This window comes from Taibaiella soli (assembly GCF_003236175.1).
Classification (GTDB): domain Bacteria; phylum Bacteroidota; class Bacteroidia; order Chitinophagales; family Chitinophagaceae; genus QKTW01.
This window is the reverse complement of the sequence record NZ_QKTW01000026.1, coordinates 54,294-77,860: the sequence shown is the minus strand read 5'-3', so window position 1 is coordinate 77,860 and position 23,567 is coordinate 54,294. Positions and strand designations below refer to the sequence as shown.

The window sequence follows — 23,567 nt, the reverse complement described above, 5'->3', positions numbered from 1 at the left end:
GGATTTTTTTATAGGAATAAATGATGCCGTCTTCTGTTATTGCACGAATGGAGTACGATCAGGCCAAAGAAATCCTTCGTATTATTTTCCTGTCGGGGAATATTTATGAGTACCTGGCTGTGCCGCAGGCGGAATATGATGCAATGCGTGCGGCAACGTCGAAGGGTACCTACCTTAACGTTCATATTAAAGGCAAGTACCGGTATCGGAAAGTAGCATAAACCACACTAGGCCATTGTCTCAGGAGCAAGAAAATGAGTCAGTGCCACCAGCGGTTTATAATAGTAGCTGATACCGCCGTCTTTCTCTTCTTGTTTTACAATGCCCACCACTGCATAATCGTGATAGGAGTAGAAACGAAGCAAAGCTTTGCTGTTTTGTCCCTCCAGATGATAATGATATAAGAATGAATCTCCCAACATGTTTTTGGGAGCTACAATTATGTTTTCAATAATATCCCTCGCGCCGTTTGAGCCTTCAGCGACATTGCCGATCAGATAGTCATAACGATCTCTGAGTTCCATTGCTTCATTAAATGAAGTTGGTCCTTTTTTCATCACTGTTCATTTTAAATCTTCACAAAATCTATTGAGCTTGCATTGGAGTATCTGAATTGATATTGCTGCGTGGTACCATTGTGTCTGCGAGTGGAATCATTGCCGTGTCACCCGCTGCCGGCGGGGTATTCATGACCGTGTCTGTAGTGGTCATATGGTCGGATTGATTGGATGAACTGCACGACGTCCCCAACAATAAAGCACCAAACAGGATTGCTGCAGCGACAAGAATATTTTTCATAGTGATAGTTTTGCACTTTAAAGGCTAAAACATCGTGCCGCCACTAATAAAATCCTATCGTTTGAAAGAATTACACTATCTTCTAAATATATGGAACTACCAAAGTTTGCTAAAGGAAGTTTTGCGTTGATGAAAGCAGAACGCCAGACTGGAATCGTTGTCACAACTGAAGGCTCACGTACTTTAAGTACAGCGCATACTGATGCTGACTATTTTGCGATATTTGATAGTCTTGAAAAAGTGCACGCGCATATCAAGCACGATAAAGCAATTTCAAACAACAAGTTTGAATACGTAGTTTATAATAGTGAGCATGTCGTAGTCGCGTATGTTTAGACAGTTCATTCCCCCCAGACGCGAAGAGACAACGAAGCAAAGCACTCATTTCGTTGTTGTTTTACGTCTTATAAAATTGACCATTCACCATTGACCACTGCCCCTTCACAAATCAGCTATCAGCGGTCAAAAAATCAGTGATGAACCCCTTCTCCAATTTCTTCTACCATTTTCTGGCAAAAAGCGACCAGATCTTTTGGTGTTCTGCTGGTCACCAGGCCGTTATCTACAACCACTTCTTCATCAATCCAAACGGCGCCGGCGTTGGATAGATCAGTTTGTAGTGAATGATAAGAGGTAACATTTCTGCCGCGTAAAGCCCCGGTTTCAATCAATATCCACGGCGCGTGACAAATAGCTGCAATCGGCTTGCCGGCGTCAAAAAAATCCTTAACAAAATTGACCACATCCTGGTTTGTTCGTAAAATATCCGCGTTGATAACGCCGCCCGGCAATACAACTGCATCATAGTCGCTGCTATTTGCCTGATCGATCGTCAGATCCACATTGTGTGTATCGCTCCAGTCTTTGTTTTTCCAGGTTTTAATTGGTTCCGCTTTCAGCGAAATAATTTTGATATTCGCCTCTGCTTTTTTCAAAGCTTTTAGCGGTTCTTCAAATTCAGATTGTTCAACGCCGTTTGTAGCGATGATGGCAACATTTTTGCCTTTCAGTTTCCCTTCCATAGTATAGTGTTTCTGTAAAAAGCACCATTATCATACCACCGGAGCACGTTAATAAGTTGAGGCGTCAATGGGTTAATACGTCGCGAGGCTACGATTCTGTTCTGCCTGGCAAGCGAGCTGAAGCGGCTTCGTAGAACCGTAAAGATGCAACTTGTAATAATGCAGGCAGTTTTCAGCTTTAGAGGTTGCGCTTTCTGCTTTTTGAATTTAAAAAGCGTTCCGCAGCAAACCACCTTCTACACGCAGCGTGGCACCGTTAGTCGCGGAAGAAAGCGGGCTCGAGAGATACACCACCATATTCGCAATTTCTTCTGTTGATGCAAAACGTTGCAGCAGAGACGTTGGGCGAAAATCTTTAAAGAATTTCGTTTCCATTTCATCTTCTGTTACCCCTTCCTGCTTCGAAAGGTCGCTCAGGAAATCACCAACACCGCGGGATCTCGTAGGACCGGGCAAAACGGAATTTACGGTCACGCCGGTACCTTTCGTTAGTTCCGCCAAACCGCGACTAATGCTTAACTGCGCTGTTTTGGTCATGCCATAATGAATCATTTCATCCGGAATGAAAATCGCAGATTCGCTGGAGATGAAAATGATACGGCCCCAGTTTTTTGCAATCATTTTATCGAAGAAATGGCGGGACAATCGAACACCGCTCATCACATTCACATTAAAGAAGCGGAACCAGTCTTCGTCTGAAATTTCAGCAAATGCTTTTGGTTCGAAGATGCCCACGTTATTGATCAGTATGTCAATGTCCGGCAGCTTTGATAGTAATGCACCGATTTCCTTTTCGTTCGAAAAATCGGCCGGAATCCCGTACACATTCGCATCCTGAATCTCCCCCTTCAGTACATCAATTGCCTTATTGATCGCATCTTCTGTGCGACCATTAATAATTACCGTTGCACCTTCTTTCAATAAGCCGGCAGCTATTGCAAGACCAATACCAGCAGTAGATCCGCTGATAAATGCTGTTTTATTTTTTAGTTGTAAATCCATGTTTTAAAAGTCGAAAGTTTTTTATTGTCACTCCGAGCGGAGCCGAAAGGCAAAAGTCAATTTCTTTGGGTATTGCAAGTTGCGCGTAAATATTGATTGAATTTTGAAGTAAATCAGACATCCGCGATCGTCAATCAGCCGTATTAAAGCACCTCCCGGATGTGTTTATAATTAGTGCGGATAATATTCATCACTTCATCCATTCTGCCGGTGAGCATCATTTTGGTCATCGACATTGCAAAGCCTTTAGCTTGTTCCCATTCCAGTTTTGGCGGCATCGCCAGCGAATCCGCATTGGTGAATATATTGACCAAAACGGGGCCGTCTGAATTAAATGCAGTTTCCAGCGCCGGTCGCAGTTCGGATGGCTCATGCACGTTAATGCCTGTAAAACCCATTGCCTGCGCTACTAAGGCAAAATCAGGGTTCACCATATCGGTTTCGTTATCGGGCAAACCTTGTACCTCCATTTCCAGTTTCACCATTCCAAGTGCGCGGTTATTAAAAACAATCAGTTTTACCGGCAACCTATATTGCTGAATAGTAGCGAGATCGCCGAGCAGCATTGAAATACCGCCATCTCCGCAGAATGCAATTACCTGACGGCCGGGATAGGCGGCCTGTGCGCCAATAGCCATCGGCATCGCATTCGCCATAGAGCCATGATTGAACGAACCGAGTGTTTTACGGAAACCCGTTGCGTGTAAGTAACGGGCACCCCAGACACAACACATGCCTGTATCGAGCGTAAAGATTGCATCGCTGCTTGCCATTTCATTGATCACCGCGGCTACGTGCTCCGGTTCTATTTTATCGGTTTCACCCGATTCTTTAGCGAAGGTTTGCAGGCGGTCATTGATCATGCCATAGATCTTCAGTTCGGTCTGCAGGAAATCATCGTCGCTTTTCTGATCGATCATTGGCAACAATGCTTCCAGCGTATCTTTTACGTTGCCGTGCAAGCCCATATATAATTTCGCACGGCGACCCAGTTTCTCCGGACATTCATCGATCTGGATGATTTTATTATCAGTAGGCATGAATTGACTGTAGGGAAAATCGGTACCGAGCAACAGTAGTAAATCTGCCTCATGCATGGCGTGATAAGCAGAAGGCAGGCCCAGCAATCCGGTCATTCCGATTTCGTTTGGATTGTCATACTGCATACTCATTTTACCCCTGAAAGAATAACCCACCGGAGCGTTTAATTTCTGCGCAAGTGCTACCACTTCGTTATGTGCATCTGCCGCGCCGATGCCAGTGTAGATAACAATCTTCTTTGTTTCGTTGAGAAAACCCGCCAGATCTTTCAGTTCCTGTGCTGCTGGACGCAGAATGCTATTGGTGCGATAGGTGTGCAGGGATGTTTCTGTTTCCTGTGCTTTTTGTGCAGAGACATCTCCGGGCAATCCGATTACAGCTACACCTTTTCTGTGGATCGCATGTTGCAATGCTGTCTGCAGCATATGCGGCGCCTGCACCGGTGTGGTGATAAGTTGATTGTACAGACTGCAGTCATCAAACAGTTTTATGGTATTGGTGCCCTGAAAATATTCGGTACCCATTTCATTTGTATTAATGGTGGCGGCGATGGCAATTACGGGCACATTGGAACGGTGTGCATCGTACAGACCGTTGATCAGATGCACATGTCCCGGACCTGCGCTGCCGGCACAACAGCCAATGCCTTCCAGTTCAGCTTCCGCGGCAGCAGCATAGGCTCCCGCTTCTTCATGGCGTACATGCATCCATTTGATCTGTCCGTTTCTTCTTACCGCATCGTTGAGATGATTGAGACTGTCGCCGGTTACTGCATAAATTCTTTTCACACCGGCGGCTACGAGCATGGTTACGATTTGATCTGCTACATTCTGACTCATTGCTGAAAAATTTGTTTTTATGGAGAAAGATTGCTTGAAATAATGCGGGTATTGCTGATTCTGAATGTGAGGTTAATGCGCGGTTTCATCTGATGTTTCGATTTGTCGATGCGGTGCTGCCAGTCATCCTGAAAACGCCCTTTCATCAACAAGTACGAGCCGTTTGGCAGTGGAATGGAATACTTGACTGCATGGTTTTTCTTCTGACGAATATCAAACATCCGTTCTTGTCCAAAACTTACGGAAGCTACTATCTGATTTCTCCCCGGAATATTATCCTGGTCATCGTGCCAGCTGACCGAATCATTGCCGTCGCGATAATAATTGAGTAAAACAGTATTGAAATTAAAGCCCGACTGGGTTATGACCTTTTCGCGGATCTCCAGCAGTTCGTCTGTCCATGGAAGTGGCGTAGCATTACTCCCCGAAATAGAATAATCGGCGTCTACATCACCATACCAGGCGGTAAGCCTCGGTGTCATGACTTCTTTGCCATACATTAAAACAGATCGTTGTTGCCAGGGAACTGATTTGATAAAATGCGCCAGATAATGATCGCCTACCGCTTTGGTAAACATTGCCGGCAAATAGTCCAGCACATCAGCCAATACGCTGAGGTCATTTTCATCGTGTTCGAAAAAACTGAGTTGTTCCATGACCGGCCATTATCTGATCAGCAGAGTGGATGTGATAATGAAGTTAGAAAAATCATACCGTAAAAATTAAGTCAAAAGTCAAAAGTCAAAAACGAGATGCGAAAAGTGGGGAGCTGATTTTGGGCTGATATTTTGGGTTTCCCGAACCCATCTGCGTTACTTTGATCATTCACCGTTCCACCATCATGAACTTGCCCGTGTTTTAAAATATTTCGCACCATAGACCATCAGGATGGGCAATACCGCTGTCGTTTCTGTATCGACCGCAATGATGTCGACGTCCATTGTGTAGTTATGTGTGAGTGTTGTCGCATTACTGTCGGTCCAAATATCGTAATTGAGCGTGCCTGTAATTTCATCAAGATCGTCTATGATCTCAAAATAGCGACTGTTGTGTGTTGTAGCGGTAAAATGCATCTTTCAGCGTCTAAAGTGAATAGTCAAAATTCAAAGAAGCAAAATTCAAAAGTCAACAGACATTTAACAATGTTTGTATAGTTCGGGAAGCGCACAACCGGCCATTCATCACGCAAAAATCAGCCCTCAGGAAATCAGCGATAATCCTTCTGCTGCCAGAATCTCCCTGATCTTTGGCAAAGAACCCGGGCCAAGTCCATGCAGTTTTAGCAGATCAGCTTCCTTCCATTTTGCAAGTTGTTTGAGCGTATTAATGCCGGCATAGACCAAAGCCCGTTGTGCGGGTGCGGACAGCGACGCGGCGAAATTTTTGCCACTGGATTTTGCCGGTTTCGCCTGCTTTTTCAGATCTGCGACGGTATGATCTTCCGCTACGCGAAAAGCAACGATTTGTTTAATCAGGTCAGTCGGTAAGGCTTTGCCGACAGGAAACTGTACCGCGCCTTTTGAATGCACATAACCTTGTATTTCTTTTTCAAATTTCTTGATTCCGGAACCAGTTGGATAAAACCCTATGTGATTTTTATATCCGGCGAAATAAACCAGTACTCTGTTTTGGCGAAAGGCCGGCATACCGTAGCTGATTGTTTCTTCCGCGCCGGGCGCCGTTTTTTTTATGAGTTTGCGTATCTGCTGCAATTGTTTTTGAACGTCGTCAGGAAACCGGGCGATATAGGCGTCGATGTTTTCGGCTTTAGGCATCATAGTCGAAGTGTTTGGATTGTGCTGCATCAAACTTACAGAAAACTCAAATATCTAATTGCGAACGCCGATTTGGCAACTATGGGAACGGTTGTAGCTTTTAGCCTGGAAATTGCCTCTTTTAGTGGGAATGTTCCTTCTCTGAACATGAACGTTCCCTCTTTGAGTGGAAATGCGCGCTCTTTTAGCAGAAATGATTCAGCTCCGGGCGGGAACGTGTTCTTTCTGAGTCGCAAATAGCCCGATATCTTATCAAAACAGCTCTGAGTGAACGGATTGCATGAGTGTTTTAAGGATATTTTCGCTGCTAATTGCTCAAAAATTGGATAAAGTTTGAATGTAGATTCAATAAATTAAGCCCGTGTCAGAATTTTGATTGCAGACCTTTGTGGCCCGAAAAAATTGGAGAAAATCAAAAAAGGGAAGTTTTGGTGACGATGGTTAAGTTTTAGTTGGGTGAGATCAGCAACAACTTTTTTCGTGTGAAAACACGCATTTGATCTAAGACAAGGCTGGGTATGTCTATGCCAGGCGTATTTTTTTCAGATAACATTATTGCAAAAGGGTTTTTAAAAATTTTGCACCGTCAGGTTATACTGACTTTAAGTCTTTTTTGCACATATTAGGCTGGGCATTGTCTAATGCCCGGCTTTTTTTATGAATAAAGGAATATCAATTTTATTTCCATTGAAAATTTCTTTTTTATTTGAGTAATTTAATAGCAATTACTAACCGTGCCCGATGAAGGTTACTGCGCGCCACATCAATCTTTTCCCCGTTTTTTTCATGCTGCTGTTGTTACAGACATGGAGCATTATTTCGTCCGGACAATCTGTACAAGGTAATGGCGGAAAATCTTATTTTCTTCAGCAATACACCGATGAGAACGGACTGTTGCAGAACAGCGTGACTGATATGTTGCCCGACAAAGCTGGTTTTCTCTGGCTGGCAACCCAATCCGGTATACAGCGGTTTGATGGTGCTCAGTTTTATACTCCTGAACATAACAGGTCTGATGTTTCCGGATTCCTCAACCGTATCTGGTCTTTGTACTATAAGGGAGATACGCTGTTGGCCCAGACCACCGATCTGCAGTTGATTTACATTTATGCCAGCAGAATCGTGAAAATAACACCGTTGAATTTTGACAGTATAGGCGTGCTTTTGCTGAATTCCAAAATCGGAAAGCTCAACTCTTATGCTGTATTAAAACAATCTGTAAATTTTAAGCGGCAAAATGGGCTGGAAGGGTATACACTCGGAGATCAGCTTGCTACCGACACTATAGTAGAAGTTTCACAGGCACATATGGACTGGTATAATGCTGCCGGTCTATTTAAAGAAATTCCAATTCAGACGACAAAAGAGGTAAACACGCTTTTTAAGCCGCCGTATGTCGTTTACTTCCGGGATGATGGCATGTTGCAGGTTTATAATGCAAAAGGAGCATTGGTATCTGAACAGATGGGCCCCGAAAAACACAATGAAGACACCAAAGTCGTCGTCAGTAAAAATCCTGATGTGATGGGGTATTATGCAATTGGGAGCACCGTATTTTCCGTTGCATTAAATAAAGAACACCATGTTGTTTTTGATACAGTTTTGTCCCAATTCCCCCGCGCACTACTGCTGAGCGCTATCTGGAAGAAAGATGAATTTACCTTAGTCGGAAGTTCCGCATCGCAGGGTTTGTTTGTTTTTCATACGGTGCCTTTCACAACGTTGCTGCCACCGGCTAGTGAAGATATACAGGCAGTATTTTATGGCCAGGCTTTTTTCCCCAACAACAGTACCATTTTATCGGGGCGGGGACTGCTTTTCAGAAACGGAGCGTATATAGGCGTAGAGCCTTCGTTGCAGAACGCGGCTAGTTTTACTTTCATGACAGACCGTTCCGGGAGTTTGTGGTACAGCATTAGGGGGACCGTGTACCGGCGGACACCAGACGGAATAGCTCATCCGGTTTTATTTGTGGAGAAAGGAGTGAGGGCTTTTTATCAGGCTTCCGGCGGTAAAATATGGATGTCTGATGCGGAGGGCATTGATATAGGCTATATAGTTCACGATTCGCTGCATCGCATAAAGCTGATCGGCTTTAATGATTCTTACCATGTTGAAACATTTTATGAATGCCCGGATGGGCTTCTTGTAGGTACTTCCGGAGGTATTTATCTTGTGAAAAACGGTACAGACAAGGGATGGCTATTGCCTTTTGCGAAGGGGAAAGATGTTCGCTTTATAGAGAAGGATGGCCGTGGAAACATTTGGTGCGCCACCTATGGCGATGGTCTTTACCTATATCGGAATGGGGAGGCTATCCATTTTCCACTCGATGTGGAATCGCGTCTCCGGTATGTACACGCCGCGATTCCAGACAAAGATTTCAAGTATCTTTTTCTTCCCACAAATCATGGTCTGTTGATCGCGGATTATCATAAAATGCTGTCTTATGCGGATACAAAAGAAATAACACCTGCATACGTTTATTTTGACCGTAATTACGGTCTGCATTCCAATGAATTTAACGGAGGGTGTAATCCGGCTTACCTGCGTTTGCCGGGAGGTAAGATCAGTTTGCCTTCTATGTATGGTCTGGTGCAATTTCATCCCGATACGCTGGCGCGTATTTACGCAACTACAGATTCCGTGTTATACATCGATAATGTCTGGGTGGATGGCGTTTCACAAAACGCGGTCAGAGATTTGAACTGCGGACCCAGAACACAAACAATTCAATTGCATGTTGCGGCACCTTCCTGGACGAAAATTTCGGGCAGTCAGATGCGTTATTCGCTGACTACAGATGAACGATTTGACAGACCAGTATGGTTGGACATTCCCGCATCTGGATTTATCACGATTCCTGTGCTCAGTAATACGCATTATCATTTGCTGCTTCGCTCTGCTTTTGGCACGGAAGCTGGTATGCACCGTTTCAATTTTGCAATCGCGCCGTTCTGGTATCAGACCACCTGGTTTTTGCTGTTGATTGTATTGGGAAGTGTATTGTTGGTCTTTCTGTTATTCCGGATGCGTTATTGGTCGCTCGTAAGGCGCAACAGGCAGCTGGAAAGCCATGTGCGTGCGGCCACTGCAGATCTGCGTGCCACCAATCTGCAGCTGCATCGCAACAATGTGTTGAAGAACCGTTTGCTTTCGGCATTGAGCCACGACATTGCAACGCCACTTCAGTATATAGAACGTGCATTGATCAGTTTGCTGCGCGGAGGAGATCATACGAATGTTGCGGTTCCGAAGGCAGATTTAGAAGATGTGGTAGATACGGTGGTAAATCTGGAATGCCTTACCGACGATCTGGTACGCTGGTCACAGTTACAACAGAATGCGGATACATTCTCGGTATACAATGAAAACTTTTTGCTTGCCGATCTGGTGGCCGAAAAATGGAAACCGCTGCGCTCGCAGGCGGCTTACAAAAACCTGAGCCTGGAATTGATATTCGACGCCCGTCAGCAGTTATTTACCGATCCGAAATTGCTCGGGATCATACTCTATAATTTATTCAGTAACGCCATTAAATTTTCATCTTCCGGTAAAGTGATGATTGATGTGTTTTATTCCGACGAAAAGAAATTGTGTACGGTTGCGGTGAGCGATCAGGGCAAGGGTATTTCGCAGCAGCGTTTGCAGCAGATCAATGGTATGCTGGGCGTAAGTCCGGAAAAAGGAACCAATGAAGAGGGTGGGAAAGGAATAGGGCTGCGCATTGTAAGGGATCTGACGCATGCATTAGGCGGCAGCATTGCCATCGAAAGCAGGCAGGGACAAGGCACCGTTGTAAATATTCACTTGCCCGCTGTTGCATTTGTGCAACGAAAAGGAATGATTTTCTGATCGCTGATTTTTGATAGGTAAATGAAGAAAGGGTTAAATAAGTGGCGCAGTCGCGAACTTATTTAACCCTTAATTTTTATCTTTTTTGAATAATGCTATCCGCCGGGAATGATATTATGTATGGCAGTCAGCTGCGTTAATTCTACCAGGCTCGTAATTTTCAGCCGGTCAAACATTCTTTTCTTATGTGAACTTACTGTACTTACAGAAACGTGTGTAATGTCTGCAATATCGTTGAGTGAATGCCCCTGCAATAAATAAAGCATCACCTCAAATTCTTTGTTGGTCAGTTCTTCAAACGGGTTGCTTTTGCGGCCGCTTACAACTTCCTCTGCGAGTTTTCGCTGCATATAAGGACTGATGTATTTCTCGCCGGCCAGAATTTTTTGAAGCGATTCTTTAATCTCGTTTTCATCTGCCTTTTTATTCAGAAAACCGTCTGCTCCCAGCTGTATCAGGCGTTTTGCATAAGTATCTTCCTTGCACATCGTGAAGAATAAAATTCCTGTTTCCGGTCCGGCATGTTGTTTGATGTAAGGGAGGGTAGAGATCACGTTGCCGTCAGCCAGATAAATATCGAGAATGAGCAGATCATACTTTCCGTTTTTCACCATATCTGCCAGTTCCTCAATGCTGTCTGTTTCTTCGAAAGTAGCTTGTGGATAATAGGTTTTCACGACCTGTTTTGTCACTTTCCGGACCAGATAATGATCCTCGGCTATGAGTACATTGATAGCGGGGTTGTTCACAAGATTTTTAGCGATCATAAGCAATAATACCGTTGATGGAGTGCGGATTTTTTGATGTCTTATATTGGGATTAACCGGCAAGTTAGTCAATTGTATCGCATTATTGTAGATGTCGTATGAAACGAGGCTACCTGGTAATTTATTTCTGTTTTATGTCTTTTTTGTTGTTATACAGTTGTTTACGTTAACAAGTTTATTCTGTTTAAACTTCCTGGATGTTGCATTTCAATATAATTCGAATAGTGATTAAAGATTTTTCGAATCAGAATTCAATGCATTCATAGTTGTGTTGCGATGCAAAAAACGACCTTGTAAGTCGCGAATAGAAATGGCTTATTGCTTTTTTCATTCCCCGAAAACGAATTGTTAATTAATGGTGGTCGCGACAAAAAATTGCAATCACCGAAACCCCCAAAATCAATCTAATGATTATTAAAACTACATGGCGGCGTATGCTTCTGCTGTTTTCAGGAAGCATCATGAGTTTGCAGGTGAGTGCCCAGTTGTCCGGCACAAAAAATATTCCGGGCGACTATCCAGATCTGGGCACGGCAATTACAGCACTGAATACACAAGGTGTAGGCAGTGGTGGTGTCATCATCAATGTCGTTTCGGGGAATCCGCAGACGGCACCGGGTACAGGGTATGCGCTTGGCAGTACAGCGCTGAACAGCAGTGTGTCGGCAGCCAAGACGATTGTCATCAACGGTAACGGTAACACTATTACAGCCGGAACCGGCGTGGGAACGAGTGATGCGATTTTTTCTATCCTTGGTACCGATTACGTAACGATCAATGGCCTCAATCTTTCGGAAAATGCAGCAAATACCACTACTACTACACGTATGGAATGGGGGTATAATCTGGTGAAACTTAATGCTACTGCTCCTTACGATGGTTGTCAGTATAATACGATCACCAATTGTACCATTACGCTGAATGCGGCTAACCTGGTGTCATGCGGTATCCGTATGGCGCACTCAAATGCTGCCAGCGGCGTGATACTGCCGGTAACCGGCGCTGTTGCAGGAGACGCAAACAGCTATAACGTTTTCTCGGGCAATAACATCAGCAACATCGACACTGCGATGTCTTTTCGTGGTATGAACGCTCCGGGTTTTTATGATTACAACAACGTAATTGGCGGTGCGACGGCTGCAGCAGGTAATCTGATGAAAGTGGGCGGCAGTACCAATAACCGTACTGCAGGTCTTTACGTGCAGTTTGATTCTGTTTTGACTGTTCAATACAATCAGTTTTCTGTTTCCAATACGCAAACACCATCCATTGCCGAACTGGCGATGATGTCGCTGGGTACCGGTAGAGGTAACATGACCATTAAAAACAACACGTATGATCTGAGCTGGGCGCCGAGCGCGGCGTTTGCGAGCGGTAATATGTATGCGGTGTTTAATAACAACCTCATTGGTTCTGCGTTTCCGACTACGGGTCATTCCGATATCAACGCAAAATTCGTTTTTGTCAATAATACGATTACGGGAACGGATACCTCTGCGACGGCCGGTAACTTCTACGGGCTTTACAACAACTATACCGACTTTAATATTGATAGTATCTGCAATAACAACTTTACGAATATCATCTGGTCGAGTATGACCAAGACTAACAGTAACAGTACTATCAAATGTATTTACGAATCAGGCAGCAATACGTCTGCAGGTAGCCGTAAATACACCGTTATTCAAAATAACCAATTCACCAATCTGAACAAATTGGGAGTTGCGGGTGGCAGTGGTGAGCTGACGGGGATTGATAACGCCACCAATCAGGCACCAACCGGGTCGCTGATTTTTACCAGAAACCTGATGCAGAATTGCTATTCGAATTCACAGCTGAAATGCTTCTATACAGGTAGCGGTATTTTCAGCACCAACGCTGATCCAAACGGTTTCATAGTAACGTACATGTACAACAAAGTTGATAAATGTGTATCGATGTATAGTTTTGTTACCACTTCTACGGGCGGGGCTTTTTACGGACACCTGGCGATGTACGGTGCGAAAGGATCAGTAATGGCTTTCGATACAGTTACGAACTGCCGTAACAATAATGCGTTTTTTATCTCTGTCGATAAGTCTTTCAACGGTGATCTTCATGATTGTTACGTTGGGAAAGATACCACTGCGAACGGTTTTCTGTATGGTATCAAGATCGATGGCGGTAATAACAGCAACTCTGTTTATAACAACCTGATTACTGGCCTTGCGGCCACCGGCACCGGTGCTGCAACATCAGGTGCGATCTATGGTATCGCCGGTACAGCCGGACTGGGTACCTGTAACCTGTACAACAATACTATCAGTGATTATTCGGCGCCAAACTGGGCATGGCCGAGTATTTATGGCATCTATCTGGTTGGTACTATTAACTACACGTCTTACTACAATATTTATCACAATACGGTTCGTCTCAATCCAACCAGCACCGGGTCTTACTTTGGTGTAGCCGGTATTTATCTGGGAGATAAACTGATGGGTATGGATATCCGTAATAACATCGTCTATCTTGATTGTATGCCAAACGGTTTTGGTATGGTCGGTGCTATCGTAAAACAATCCGGTAACGTAGGTGGTCCTGCGCCGGTTTATATGGCGAATACTTCCGGTAACAATATTTACTACGTACCGGCTGCTGGTTCTTGCTACTATTATGCGGAAGGTTTTAACTCCGCTGCAATTAACGCTTATGGTCCACTCAATGATCCGAATTTCAACAACTCTTGTCTAAGTCTTTATAAGGCATGGATGGGACAGAAAGAACGTACGAGCTTTACAGAGTACAACACGGTTGCTGTAACAGGTCACCCGGGCATGTACGCTCCTTCAGGTATGTCTTATGCCAGCAGCAGCAGCTCGCCAATTACGAATCCTGCAATTACTACTGATGAGATCGGTGGTGTTCGTGCAACAATTTCTGATATAGGTGCTATTCTGTTTCACGGTGCGAATAAAGACTATTTCCCTCCGGTAATCAGTTATAGCGCATTGCCGTCTACTTCGGTTTGTGCGAATATTGCGCCAACACTGACTGCGAATATTTATGATGGTACGGGCGTGAACACTACTACAGCTGCTCCGCGTATGTATTATCGCAAAACTTCAGAAGCAGATGCTTTTGGTACAACAAATACTGCTGCGTTCAACGGATGGAAATATGTAACAGGTACCAACACTTCCGGTTCTGTATTCAATTTCACTCCCGACTATTCTTTACTGACTGCTCCTGTTGCAGGAAACGATACCATCGTTTATTTCGTGGTGGCGCAGGATACAGCAGCACCGGCAAATGCGGGTACCAACATGGTTGCTTTTGCGAGCGGTTACTGTCTCACATCTGTAAACATCGGATCTGCAGCTGCACCTACTTCGAATACTGTAGCTAAAAATTATTACAGAATACTGGCACCGGTATCTCCGGCATTGACACCAGCTTCCGCTGTAGTTTGTGGCAGCCCGGTTATGATCACTGCTGCCGGCGCTTCAACAGTGCCTACTACTGCTAAATTGGGAACTGACTCTACGTTTAATCTGAATAATGATAACAACGCGCCTTTGTCTGCATATCAGTATAATCACCGTCAGCAAATGATGTTCACCGCAGCGGAATTGACAGCACAAGGTATGACACCGGGTGTGCAGATTTCTGCGGTTTCGTTAAACGTGGCATTGAATTTTGGTGTTACAGGCTTTGATTCGCTGAATATCGGTATGGGCAATACCACCGCTACATCTTTTTCAAACGCTAACTGGCAGCCGATTCAGAAGGTATTTAAAGGACAGGTTTCTGTTGCAAACGGTCTTAATACTTATCTGTTGAATACGCCATTTACCTGGGACGGAACAAGCAACCTTGTAGTAGACTTTATTTGCAGAAACTCGTCGACTGTCTGGAACGTAAGCACATTTAATACTGCACAGAGCAGCAATCTGAACATGTACTATATTGACGGCGGTCCGCTGGCTGCTCCAATGCTTTATGATTCTATTATTTCACGTTCTTCTTATCTGACAGCTAATGTTACTGCAAACAATATGCGTCCGAATGTGCAACTCGTGTTTGGTGCACCAAAACCAATCAGCTGGAATCCGGTAACAGGTCTTTATAAAGATGCTGCACTTACCATTCCGATGACGGCTGCGGATACCAATCATGTGGTATATGCCAACCCAACGGTAGCGACTAATTATACAGTAGTAAGTGTATTGTCAAGTTGTAATTCTGCACCTTCTGCGCCTTCTGTAATCACACCGATTGTCGGCGCTGCGCAAATCACACCAAACGGTGCTGTATCAGCTTGTGATTCTGTGAATTTACATGCACACAACGCAGTGAATCTTACTTATCAATGGCAGAAAAATGGTGCAAACATTTCAGGTGCTACGGATTCCGCTTATAATGTTACTGCCAACGGTGTTTACCGCGTGTATGTAGTAGCTGGCCCTGGTTGTAGCGATACTTCAGCGGTTGCAGCTACCGTAACACTGAGCGCATCTCCTGTTGCAACGATTACTTCGTCTACAACTAAGGCTTGTGATTCTCTGACATTGAACGCAAATACGGCAACAGGTCTTTCTTACCAATGGCAGCAAAATGGCGCCAATATCACAGGGGCTACTTCAAACAGCTATAAAGTAACGGCAAGTGGTGTGTATCGCGTATATGAATATACGGGTGCTGGTTGTCATGATACTTCGGCTGTAGTAACTGATACGATTAATGTTTCACCAACTCCGATTTTGATTGTAAACGGTTATATCCTCAGCACTACCATTCCATTTAGCGCTTATCAGTGGAATAAAAACGGACAACCGATTGCGGGTGAAACAAATGCAACTTATCTGGTAACGACCAATGGTCAATATTCTGTTACTGTTCCAGGCACTACTGGTTGCTATGGTACTTCTGCAGATACCACACTGACGCCGGAAAGCGTAGGATCTGTGAACCTGAATAATAAGGTAACGGTTTATCCGAATCCTATGCACGATCGCATTTATGTGCAATCTGCCAACAATGTAACCATCACTTTACGTGATGTTGTCGGTAAGGTTATTACAAAAGCATCGGATACTAAGGAACTGACATTCGGCAATATCGCTGATGGCATTTATCTCGTAACAGTAACGGACGAAAAAGGAAATGTCTTGTTGAATCAGAAGCTGGTTAAACAATAGTAAAAAGCTTCCGGGTCTATATTCTTATAAGAGGCGCCTCAATCCTGAGGCGACCTCTTTTTTGACCAGCTTTTTTGAACTCTATTTTTTTACGAAGTATTTAATAATGAAAGAAACTACTTTTTTCAGATCGTTTGGGGCGGTAATCGCATTGTGTTTATTCTTTCATTCATCCGGAGCCCAGATCAAGGAATGTGATGGCAGGCACTCTATTGCCAGACCAAATAAATCCTGGTCGCCGCTTTCCGGAACAGGTTTACAGCATGCACTCGCCAACGCTTCCCGTCAGCATTTCGATGCTAAACAAGCGGAGGCAGTAATTAAAAAACAGAATTCAAATGTTGCAGTCAGTGGATGGGGAATTGGCTATTTCGAAGCACCAAAACCTAAAGGCCGCAAGCTGATGGCGAAACGGTAACTGAACCGTGATTTGACATGTGAATACATTTTAAAAGAGACGTCCTTGATTTAATTCGGGGACGTCTCTTTGTTTTTGGGAATTTTCAATAATTAATAGTCTATATCCAACAAGTAGATATTTCAAGATTTTTCGAATGGTAATTCAATGAAGTTGTAATACACTGAACAGGCAGGGAAAATAAATTTATAATCCGGCGATTTATGGATGCAATGTTTAAGTGTCCTCGTTCGGTCTGTTCTTCATTTATTATCCATTGTTTATCATGAGAATGAAACCACTAGGCATGTTGCTGATACTATTCCAGCTATGTGCACAACAAACAAAAGCACAATTGTCGGGGACTGTCACGGTTCCGAGTGCTTCTTATGCGACACTCAACGATGTCGTATCTGCTTTAAACTCCCAAGGTGTTGGATCTTCAGGGGTCACCGTAAACATTACAGCGGGGAATCCTCAATACGCGCCCGCCGGTGGTTATCAGCTTGGCAGTACCACGCTTAATAGCTCGCTTACCGCATCGAGTCGGTTACTGATTAATGGTAACGGAAATACGATTACTTCCAATGTAGGGACCAGCGGTTCGGATGGTATGTTTACCATGAGGGGGACAGATTATGTAACCATAAATGCCTTGCATCTGGTTGATACGAACACCGTGTCGTACACGACAGAAATGGAGTGGGGCTACGGTATGGTGAAACTCAGCGCTACCGCACCTTTTGATGGTTGTCAGTATAATGTGATCAGCAATTGTAATATTCAGTTGAATAAGCTCAACACGAACGTGCCGAATGCGATTGCGTTAGCGACATATGGCGGCAGCAAGGGCATCATGATGATGAATATCGCGCTGAGCGCACTAACCACACAGTTACCGATTGCGGCGCCTTCTGATGCCAATAGTTATAATGTGGTGAAAGGCTGTGATATCCGTAGCTGTAACCACGGTATTTACATTTATGGTTATGCAGCTGCAAGTAATTACGCGCTGTATGATCAGAGTAACATTATAGGTGGCTATGGTGCCAACGATGGTAACACGATATCGAATTACGGTGGCGGTGCAAATGAAGCTTCCGCTGTTTATATTTTTGGTTACGCCAATAATACTTTGATTCGCGGCAATACAATCAACAACATGCTAAATGGTGGTATCGCGTCAGCCAACGTGCTCGATGGTATTTATCACGGTGCAGCTGTTGGTGGTAACGTTATTGTGCGGAAAAACAATATCAACCTGACCCAAGGACCAGTTGCTTCTAATCTGATTGCTGTTTATCTGAATTGTGGCGGTACTAATGCAAATGAAATCGATATTGATACAAATACAGTGGCTGTGAGTTCTACAGGCGCTCAGAATATCAGTACTGGTATTAATGCATTTAATGTGCCGGGCGCCGCAAATGTATTGAGTTGTACGGCAAACAGGATTTCAGAAACTTCATCTTCAAACGGAAATCACTGGCTTGTTTATTTCTCCGGTGCATCTTTCGGCAGCAATCCCCGTTGGGCAATTAATGATAACAAGATTGACGGGATCAACCGTACAGGTGTTCCTATCTCCGGCAGTACAATGGGATTTTACCAGAGCGGCTCGCTGATAGGCGGTACAGCGTTTGATTTTCTCCGTAATAAGGTAACGAATGTAAACGCGCCAGGTTATTTCACCAATAATTCCCAGTTGTATCCTATGAATATCGCAGGTGGGGTAAGTCCTTATCCGATCAGAACGGTTTCTTTTGATACAATTTCTAATATTAATGGTGGCGGCGCGTGGTTTTATGGTTTGTTTACCGCCACTAATGGTACCGGTTCTGTAATCAGCAATAACCTGGTGACGAATATCGTGGATACAGGAACTATCTATGGTATTTCAACAAATTCCGGCGGGGCAGTATCCGTTTTCAATAACACGGTTTCCAACCTGACACTGAATGGTAATGGTGTTTCGGCTATGCCTGCGCCTATGTATGGTTTGATATTTACAGTGGGCACTACGGGTACCGTTGACGTATATAATAATACGGTCACTAATCTTCAGAATAATCAGGTCAGATATACGCTCAACAGTGGTGTTTTTACGGCGGGTATGTATGTTTTTACCGGCGTGAATTTAAATTTCTACAACAATATGATCAGCGATCTCCGTGCGCCAAATGCGACGGGTTTTTCGCCGGTTGTAGGTCTTTATCTTTCGAACAATGGCAAGTTTTATAACATCTACAACAATACGATCAATATAGGACCGGGCTTTATGCCAATTGGAAGTTCAGGTACTGATTTTGGCGCAACGGGGATTTTCTTTCCTTCAGGCAACGGTGCCCCGATTATTGATATCCGTAACAATATTATTCGTGTAAACGCAGCGCCGAATGGCGTTGGGGTGGTGAGTGCATTACGCGCGCTTACTGGTGTTGCGAATACGCCACCTTATCCGGGCACAGGTCTGGCGCCAACCAGCGGTGGTAATGTTTACTGGACGCCCGCTGATGCAAACATCTATCTTTATTGTGAGGGCACATCGCTGGCTGGTTTGACCAATATGTACAACCTCGCCAACGATCCAGGTTTTAATACTAATTGCAGTAAGTACAAGAAATTCTTTTACCCTGCAGAGGCGTCAACTTTTACTGAAAATAACCTGAGCCAGATCGGCAGTACGCCGACTTATGCGCCAACAGGCAGCTCTTTCGCGAAGCAAAATGCAATTGCGACGATCGTTCCTGCTGTAACACTTGACTACAGTGGTATTATCAGAACAATGCCAGCAGACGCAGGTGCATTGCAGTTTACCGGTACCGCCGCAGGCGATTTTACACCACCTGCAATTAGCTATACCGCACTGTCTCCGAAAACTTATTGTTTATCGGCCCCGGTGCTCACTGCCAGTATCAGCGATGCAAGCGGCGTCAATACAACAACGAATGCTCCAAGATTATATTACAGAAAGGCTTCGGAATCGGATACTTTTGGCGTGTACCCGGGCAATAATGTCTCTTCTTTTAATGGTTGGAAATATGTGACAGGCGTGAATACCGGTGGCAGTAATTTTTCCTTCGCGTTTGATTATTCCATACTCACTTCCTCAATTACCGGTGGTGATTCTGTCGTTTATTTTATCGCAGCACAAGACAATAATACCAACCCCAACGTGGGCGTTAGTCTGGTAGGGCTGGCAAGTACTTTCTGCCCCACTACCGTAAATCTTCCGCCTGCAGCAGGTCCTACTACTCAGCAAGTTTCCAAAACAGCATTCCAGATTTTTCCACAACCAGTCTTGCCAAAGGTTACACCGGCAACGGCTGCTATATGTCAGGGTGCTAGCACTAAACTGACCGCTGTGCCAACAGACAATCCGAAGATGGCAACATTAGGTACACAAGGCACCTTTAATGGCCCGCTTGTGTATCCGACGCCTTTTGGTGAATACAACGGATCGGATCATGAACAATACCTGATCCTTGCTTCTGAACTAACTACACAGGGTCTTACCGCAGGTAATATGACTTCCATAGCGTTCAATATGTATGCACCTTATCCTGCAGCAGATTCCAATTTGAACAATTTCTCCATTCAGCTGGCCAATACTACCGTAAGTGCGTTTCCGGCAGCTAACTTAGTTACAACAGGTTTCACGCCTGTGTATAATGCAACTTATCGTCCGCCGGCCACAACCGGCTGGACAACTATTAATTTCCAGGCACCATTTTATTGGGATGGTGTTTCGAACGTTGCCGTAGATGTGAGCTTTCTGAATTGTACCACATGCAATACGACTTCAAGTTGTACGACAACCAGCGCCGTGGGTAATAACGGACAGGTGTATCAGACATTGACTCCGTTCGTTTCTGTAATATCGGTAAGAGCCTCGAATAACTGTTCCATTCCAAGCTTTTTCCCGTCTGGCAGCTTCCAGGGCACAACGTCCAACTCGCGCCCTGATATGCAGCTGATGGGGCGCCAGGCATTTAATGTAAACTGGGTGCCGACAACTGGTTTGTTTAAAGATTCACTGATGACTATGCCGGTTGCTGTTTCTGACACAAATAGCGTGGTTTGGGCTGGTCCGTCAACCTTGTCTACTTACGGCGTAACGAATGTGTTTAATGGTGGCTGTAATTCGATTCCGGGTACAGTTAGTACCGTAAACGTAAATCCAAAACCAACCGCAACAACTACACCAGCAACTACAGCTAGTTTTTGTGGCGGCACCAATGTAACTATTAATGGTTCTACTGGCAGCAATTATACCTACCAATGGCTGAATGGTACTACACCGATTGGTGGTGCAACCAATGCCACTTATACGGCATCTGCAGCAGGTGCCTATACATTTAAGGCAACCAACAGTTTTGGTTGTAGCGCAACAGCAGCTATTTCTGTGAGTAATACATTGCCGCCTGCAGCTACAATTCTGGCAAATAACACGACTATCTGCCAGGGCGACTCCGCAATGCTCGATGCCAATGCAGGGTTGGGTTATACTTATCAATGGTTGCAAAATAATACACCAATCAGCGGAGCTACCAGTTTGCAATATGCAGCGAAAACAACAGGAAGCTATACTGTAAATGTCTATAACGCATCAAACTGTTTCGGTACCTCAGTTGCTAAAGCGGTTTCTGTAAATCCACTGGATGTAACGGTGACGCCTTCTGGTTCCCTGTCTTTCTGCACCGGCAGTAATGTGGTGCTGAGTGTGCTAACAGCCAGCAATCAAACTTACCAATGGATGAACAACGGTGCGAGTATCTCTGGTGAAACAAATGCTTCTTATACTGCAAATGCAACAGGTAATTATTCGGTAGCGGTAAGCAACAGCGTTTCTGGTTGTAACCGCACTTCAACGGTGCAGGTTGTAACAGTTGGTAGCGGTCCGGCGGCAAGCATTTCAGCTGCGGGTCCGGCCAGTGTATGTGCCGGTAATACCGTAACGCTAAACACTACACCGGCAACCGGCGTGACTTACCAATGGCTGGAAAATGGTGTCGCTATTTCCGGTGCAACGAACACGTCTTACACTGCTACAACATCGGATAATTACAGTCTGCGTGTTTATTCGAGTGCTACTTGTTTCTCTACTTCTACTCCAATTACAGTCGCGATCAATCAGCTGCCAAATGTAGTGACTACGCCAGCGGCTGGTGCTGCTACATTCTGCCAGAACGGAACAACGATTCTTACAGCACCGACCGGCAGCAATCTGAACTATCAATGGAGTTTTAACGGCAACCCGATTAACGGTGGTACCAGCTATAACTATTCAGCCGGGAATGCCGGTACTTATGCAGTTGCTGTTTCCAATTCACAAACCGGTTGTACGGCAACGTCGGGAAATATTGTCCTGACTCAGGTTGCAGCGCCTTCGGCGCCAGTAATTACTAGTGGTCCAACAACCATTTGTTCGGGCGATAGCACTTTGCTGAGTCTGACACCTGTTGCTGGTCTTACTTACCAATGGCGTTTTGGCAGCACGGCAATCACAGGTGCAACGGGCAATTCAGTGTACGTGAAACTGGCGGGTAACTACACCGTGGTAGCTTCTGCGGGTTCAGGATGTACGGCAAGTTCCAATATCATTCCAATCGTAGTAAACGGCATTAATATTATTACCAATCCATTGCCAGGCACCAGTCAGTTTTGTCCGAATGTTCCGCGAAACCTGTCTTTGACTAACGGAACACCGGCTACTCAGACCTATCAATGGAATTTTAACGGAAGTCCGATATCCGGCGCGACCAGTAATCAATATGCGGCAACGGCTGCGGGCACTTATACCATTTCAGTTACAAGCACACAAACAGGATGTACCGTTAGCTCGGGCAACATCGTGCTGACCGCTTTGCCGCTTCCTTCAGTAACTACAACCGGGCCAACCGGTCTTTGTGCTGGTGATACAGCGCACTTTACTGCCAGCTCGACAAACGTTAATGCTTATCAATGGCAGAATAATGGCTCCGATATTGCCGGCGCAACCAGCACTAGTTATACTACTTTGAGTAGTGGCAATTATCGCGTTTACGTTTTGAATGTTTATGGTTGTATGGAGACTTCCAGTGTTATAGCATTCAGCTATTATACGCATCCGTCAGCAGCAGTATCCGGTCCGTTTGCAATTTGTGCAGGTGATACAGCAACATTATCAGTATCATCCGGAAATAGCTACGTGTGGAAACTTAATGGTAATGCAATCTCCGGTGCTACCAATGCAACATACAGTACCACAACTGCGGGTGCTTATACCATATCTGTGACCTCGCCGCAAAACTGTAAAGACAGCTCAGCGGTGCATTCGCTCGTCGTAAATGCATTACCGACACCGGCCATTACATTAAATCAGCAGACAATGACCGTTACAGGAACATTCAATGCTTATCAATGGTATTTCAACGGAACCGCAATTAGTGGTGCGAACACAGCGTCTTACACGGCCACGCAGATTGGCAACTATTACGTAGTTGTAACCGATGCAAACGGCTGTTCGAATAAATCGAATACGATCAATGTGACGGATGTAGGTGTAAGAAGTATTGTCAACAATACCGCCATCCATATTTATCCGAATCCAACTACCAGTATCGTAAATATCGAAGCGCCCGTGAACGTGAATGTGATCATCAGCGATCTTTCCGGAAAACAACTGATAAATGTAAAAAATGTGAAGCGTGTTGACCTTGGCGATATGGCCGCAGGTGTCTACATGATGACAATCCTTGATACCGACAATCACCCGATCGCGGTTGAGAAGATTTTCAAATCAGAATAAGTCGCTGATTTACTTGTTTATAGAACCATTTTTTTTGCTGCCCCTTTGTCTTTTCTGTAAGACTGGGGGCAGCTTTTTTATGTCACCTCAATAAAGTTTGAATC

General features: G+C 44.7%; 15 protein-coding genes. 6 read left to right on the top strand and 9 right to left on the bottom strand.

Annotated elements, in window-relative coordinates; genetic code table 11:
- The first annotated feature begins 20 nt into the window (after positions 1 to 20).
- Positions 21 to 221 carry a KTSC domain-containing protein gene (locus DN068_RS19640; protein ID WP_243630335.1) on the top strand — a complete coding sequence of 67 codons (201 nt, stop codon included), beginning with the start codon at positions 21 to 23 and terminating at the stop codon, positions 219 to 221.
- A 6-nt stretch (positions 222 to 227) separates the two neighbouring features.
- On the opposite strand, the gene DN068_RS19635 is transcribed toward DN068_RS19640, so the two are convergent.
- Positions 228 to 557 (bottom strand): hypothetical protein, encoded by a 330-nt coding sequence (locus DN068_RS19635; protein WP_111000655.1) that lies wholly within the window; start codon positions 555 to 557, stop codon positions 228 to 230.
- A 28-nt stretch (positions 558 to 585) separates the two neighbouring features.
- A complete protein-coding gene (locus DN068_RS19630) occupies positions 586 to 798 on the bottom strand; it encodes a hypothetical protein (protein WP_111000654.1) in 213 nt (70 codons plus the stop codon).
- Between the two features lie 90 nt (positions 799 to 888).
- Between DN068_RS19630 and DN068_RS19625 the strand changes: the two genes are divergently transcribed.
- A complete protein-coding gene (locus tag DN068_RS19625) occupies positions 889 to 1,134 on the top strand; it encodes a hypothetical protein (protein WP_111000653.1) in 246 nt (81 codons plus the stop codon).
- Between the two features lie 134 nt (positions 1,135 to 1,268).
- Here DN068_RS19625 and DN068_RS19620 read toward each other — a convergent pair whose 3' ends face one another.
- From DN068_RS19620 to DN068_RS22185, 6 genes are all read right to left on the bottom strand, one after another.
- Positions 1,269 to 1,820, bottom strand: coding sequence for a type 1 glutamine amidotransferase domain-containing protein (locus DN068_RS19620; RefSeq protein WP_111000652.1), 552 nt, complete (start codon positions 1,818 to 1,820; stop codon positions 1,269 to 1,271).
- A gap of 207 nt (positions 1,821 to 2,027) precedes the next feature.
- Positions 2,028 to 2,822 carry an SDR family NAD(P)-dependent oxidoreductase gene (locus DN068_RS19615; RefSeq protein WP_111000651.1) on the bottom strand — a complete coding sequence of 265 codons (795 nt, stop codon included), beginning with the start codon at positions 2,820 to 2,822 and terminating at the stop codon, positions 2,028 to 2,030.
- A 143-nt stretch (positions 2,823 to 2,965) separates the two neighbouring features.
- Positions 2,966 to 4,702, bottom strand: coding sequence for a thiamine pyrophosphate-dependent enzyme (locus tag DN068_RS19610; RefSeq protein ID WP_111000650.1), 1,737 nt, complete (start codon positions 4,700 to 4,702; stop codon positions 2,966 to 2,968).
- Between the two features lie 17 nt (positions 4,703 to 4,719).
- Entirely contained in the window at positions 4,720 to 5,358 is a 639-nt protein-coding gene (locus DN068_RS19605) for an alpha-ketoglutarate-dependent dioxygenase AlkB family protein (protein ID WP_111000649.1), read from the bottom strand.
- A 183-nt stretch (positions 5,359 to 5,541) separates the two neighbouring features.
- Positions 5,542 to 5,775 (bottom strand): hypothetical protein, encoded by a 234-nt coding sequence (locus DN068_RS19600; protein WP_111000648.1) that lies wholly within the window; start codon positions 5,773 to 5,775, stop codon positions 5,542 to 5,544.
- 126 nt (positions 5,776 to 5,901) lie between these two features.
- A complete protein-coding gene (locus DN068_RS22185; protein ID WP_165836469.1) occupies positions 5,902 to 6,480 on the bottom strand; it encodes a DUF1801 domain-containing protein in 579 nt (192 codons plus the stop codon).
- A 738-nt stretch (positions 6,481 to 7,218) separates the two neighbouring features.
- On the opposite strand from DN068_RS22185, the gene DN068_RS19585 reads away from it, so the two are divergent.
- Positions 7,219 to 10,332 (top strand): sensor histidine kinase, encoded by a 3,114-nt coding sequence (locus tag DN068_RS19585; RefSeq protein WP_111000646.1) that lies wholly within the window; start codon positions 7,219 to 7,221, stop codon positions 10,330 to 10,332.
- Positions 10,333 to 10,427: 95 nt separating this feature from the next.
- Here the strand turns inward: DN068_RS19585 and DN068_RS19580 are convergent, their stop codons facing one another.
- A complete protein-coding gene (locus DN068_RS19580) occupies positions 10,428 to 11,099 on the bottom strand; it encodes a response regulator (protein ID WP_111000645.1) in 672 nt (223 codons plus the stop codon).
- A 407-nt stretch (positions 11,100 to 11,506) separates the two neighbouring features.
- On the opposite strand from DN068_RS19580, the gene DN068_RS19575 reads away from it, so the two are divergent.
- From DN068_RS19575 to DN068_RS19565, 3 genes are all read left to right on the top strand, one after another.
- Positions 11,507 to 16,276, top strand: coding sequence for a T9SS type A sorting domain-containing protein (locus tag DN068_RS19575; protein ID WP_111000644.1), 4,770 nt, complete (start codon positions 11,507 to 11,509; stop codon positions 16,274 to 16,276).
- 106 nt (positions 16,277 to 16,382) lie between these two features.
- Positions 16,383 to 16,694: a hypothetical protein gene (locus DN068_RS19570; RefSeq protein WP_111000643.1), complete on the top strand. Its 312-nt coding sequence runs from the start codon at positions 16,383 to 16,385 to the stop codon at positions 16,692 to 16,694.
- A 286-nt stretch (positions 16,695 to 16,980) separates the two neighbouring features.
- Positions 16,981 to 23,463 carry an Ig-like domain-containing protein gene (locus tag DN068_RS19565; RefSeq protein ID WP_111000642.1) on the top strand — a complete coding sequence of 2,161 codons (6,483 nt, stop codon included), beginning with the start codon at positions 16,981 to 16,983 and terminating at the stop codon, positions 23,461 to 23,463.
- The last annotated feature ends 104 nt before the right edge of the window (positions 23,464 to 23,567 follow it).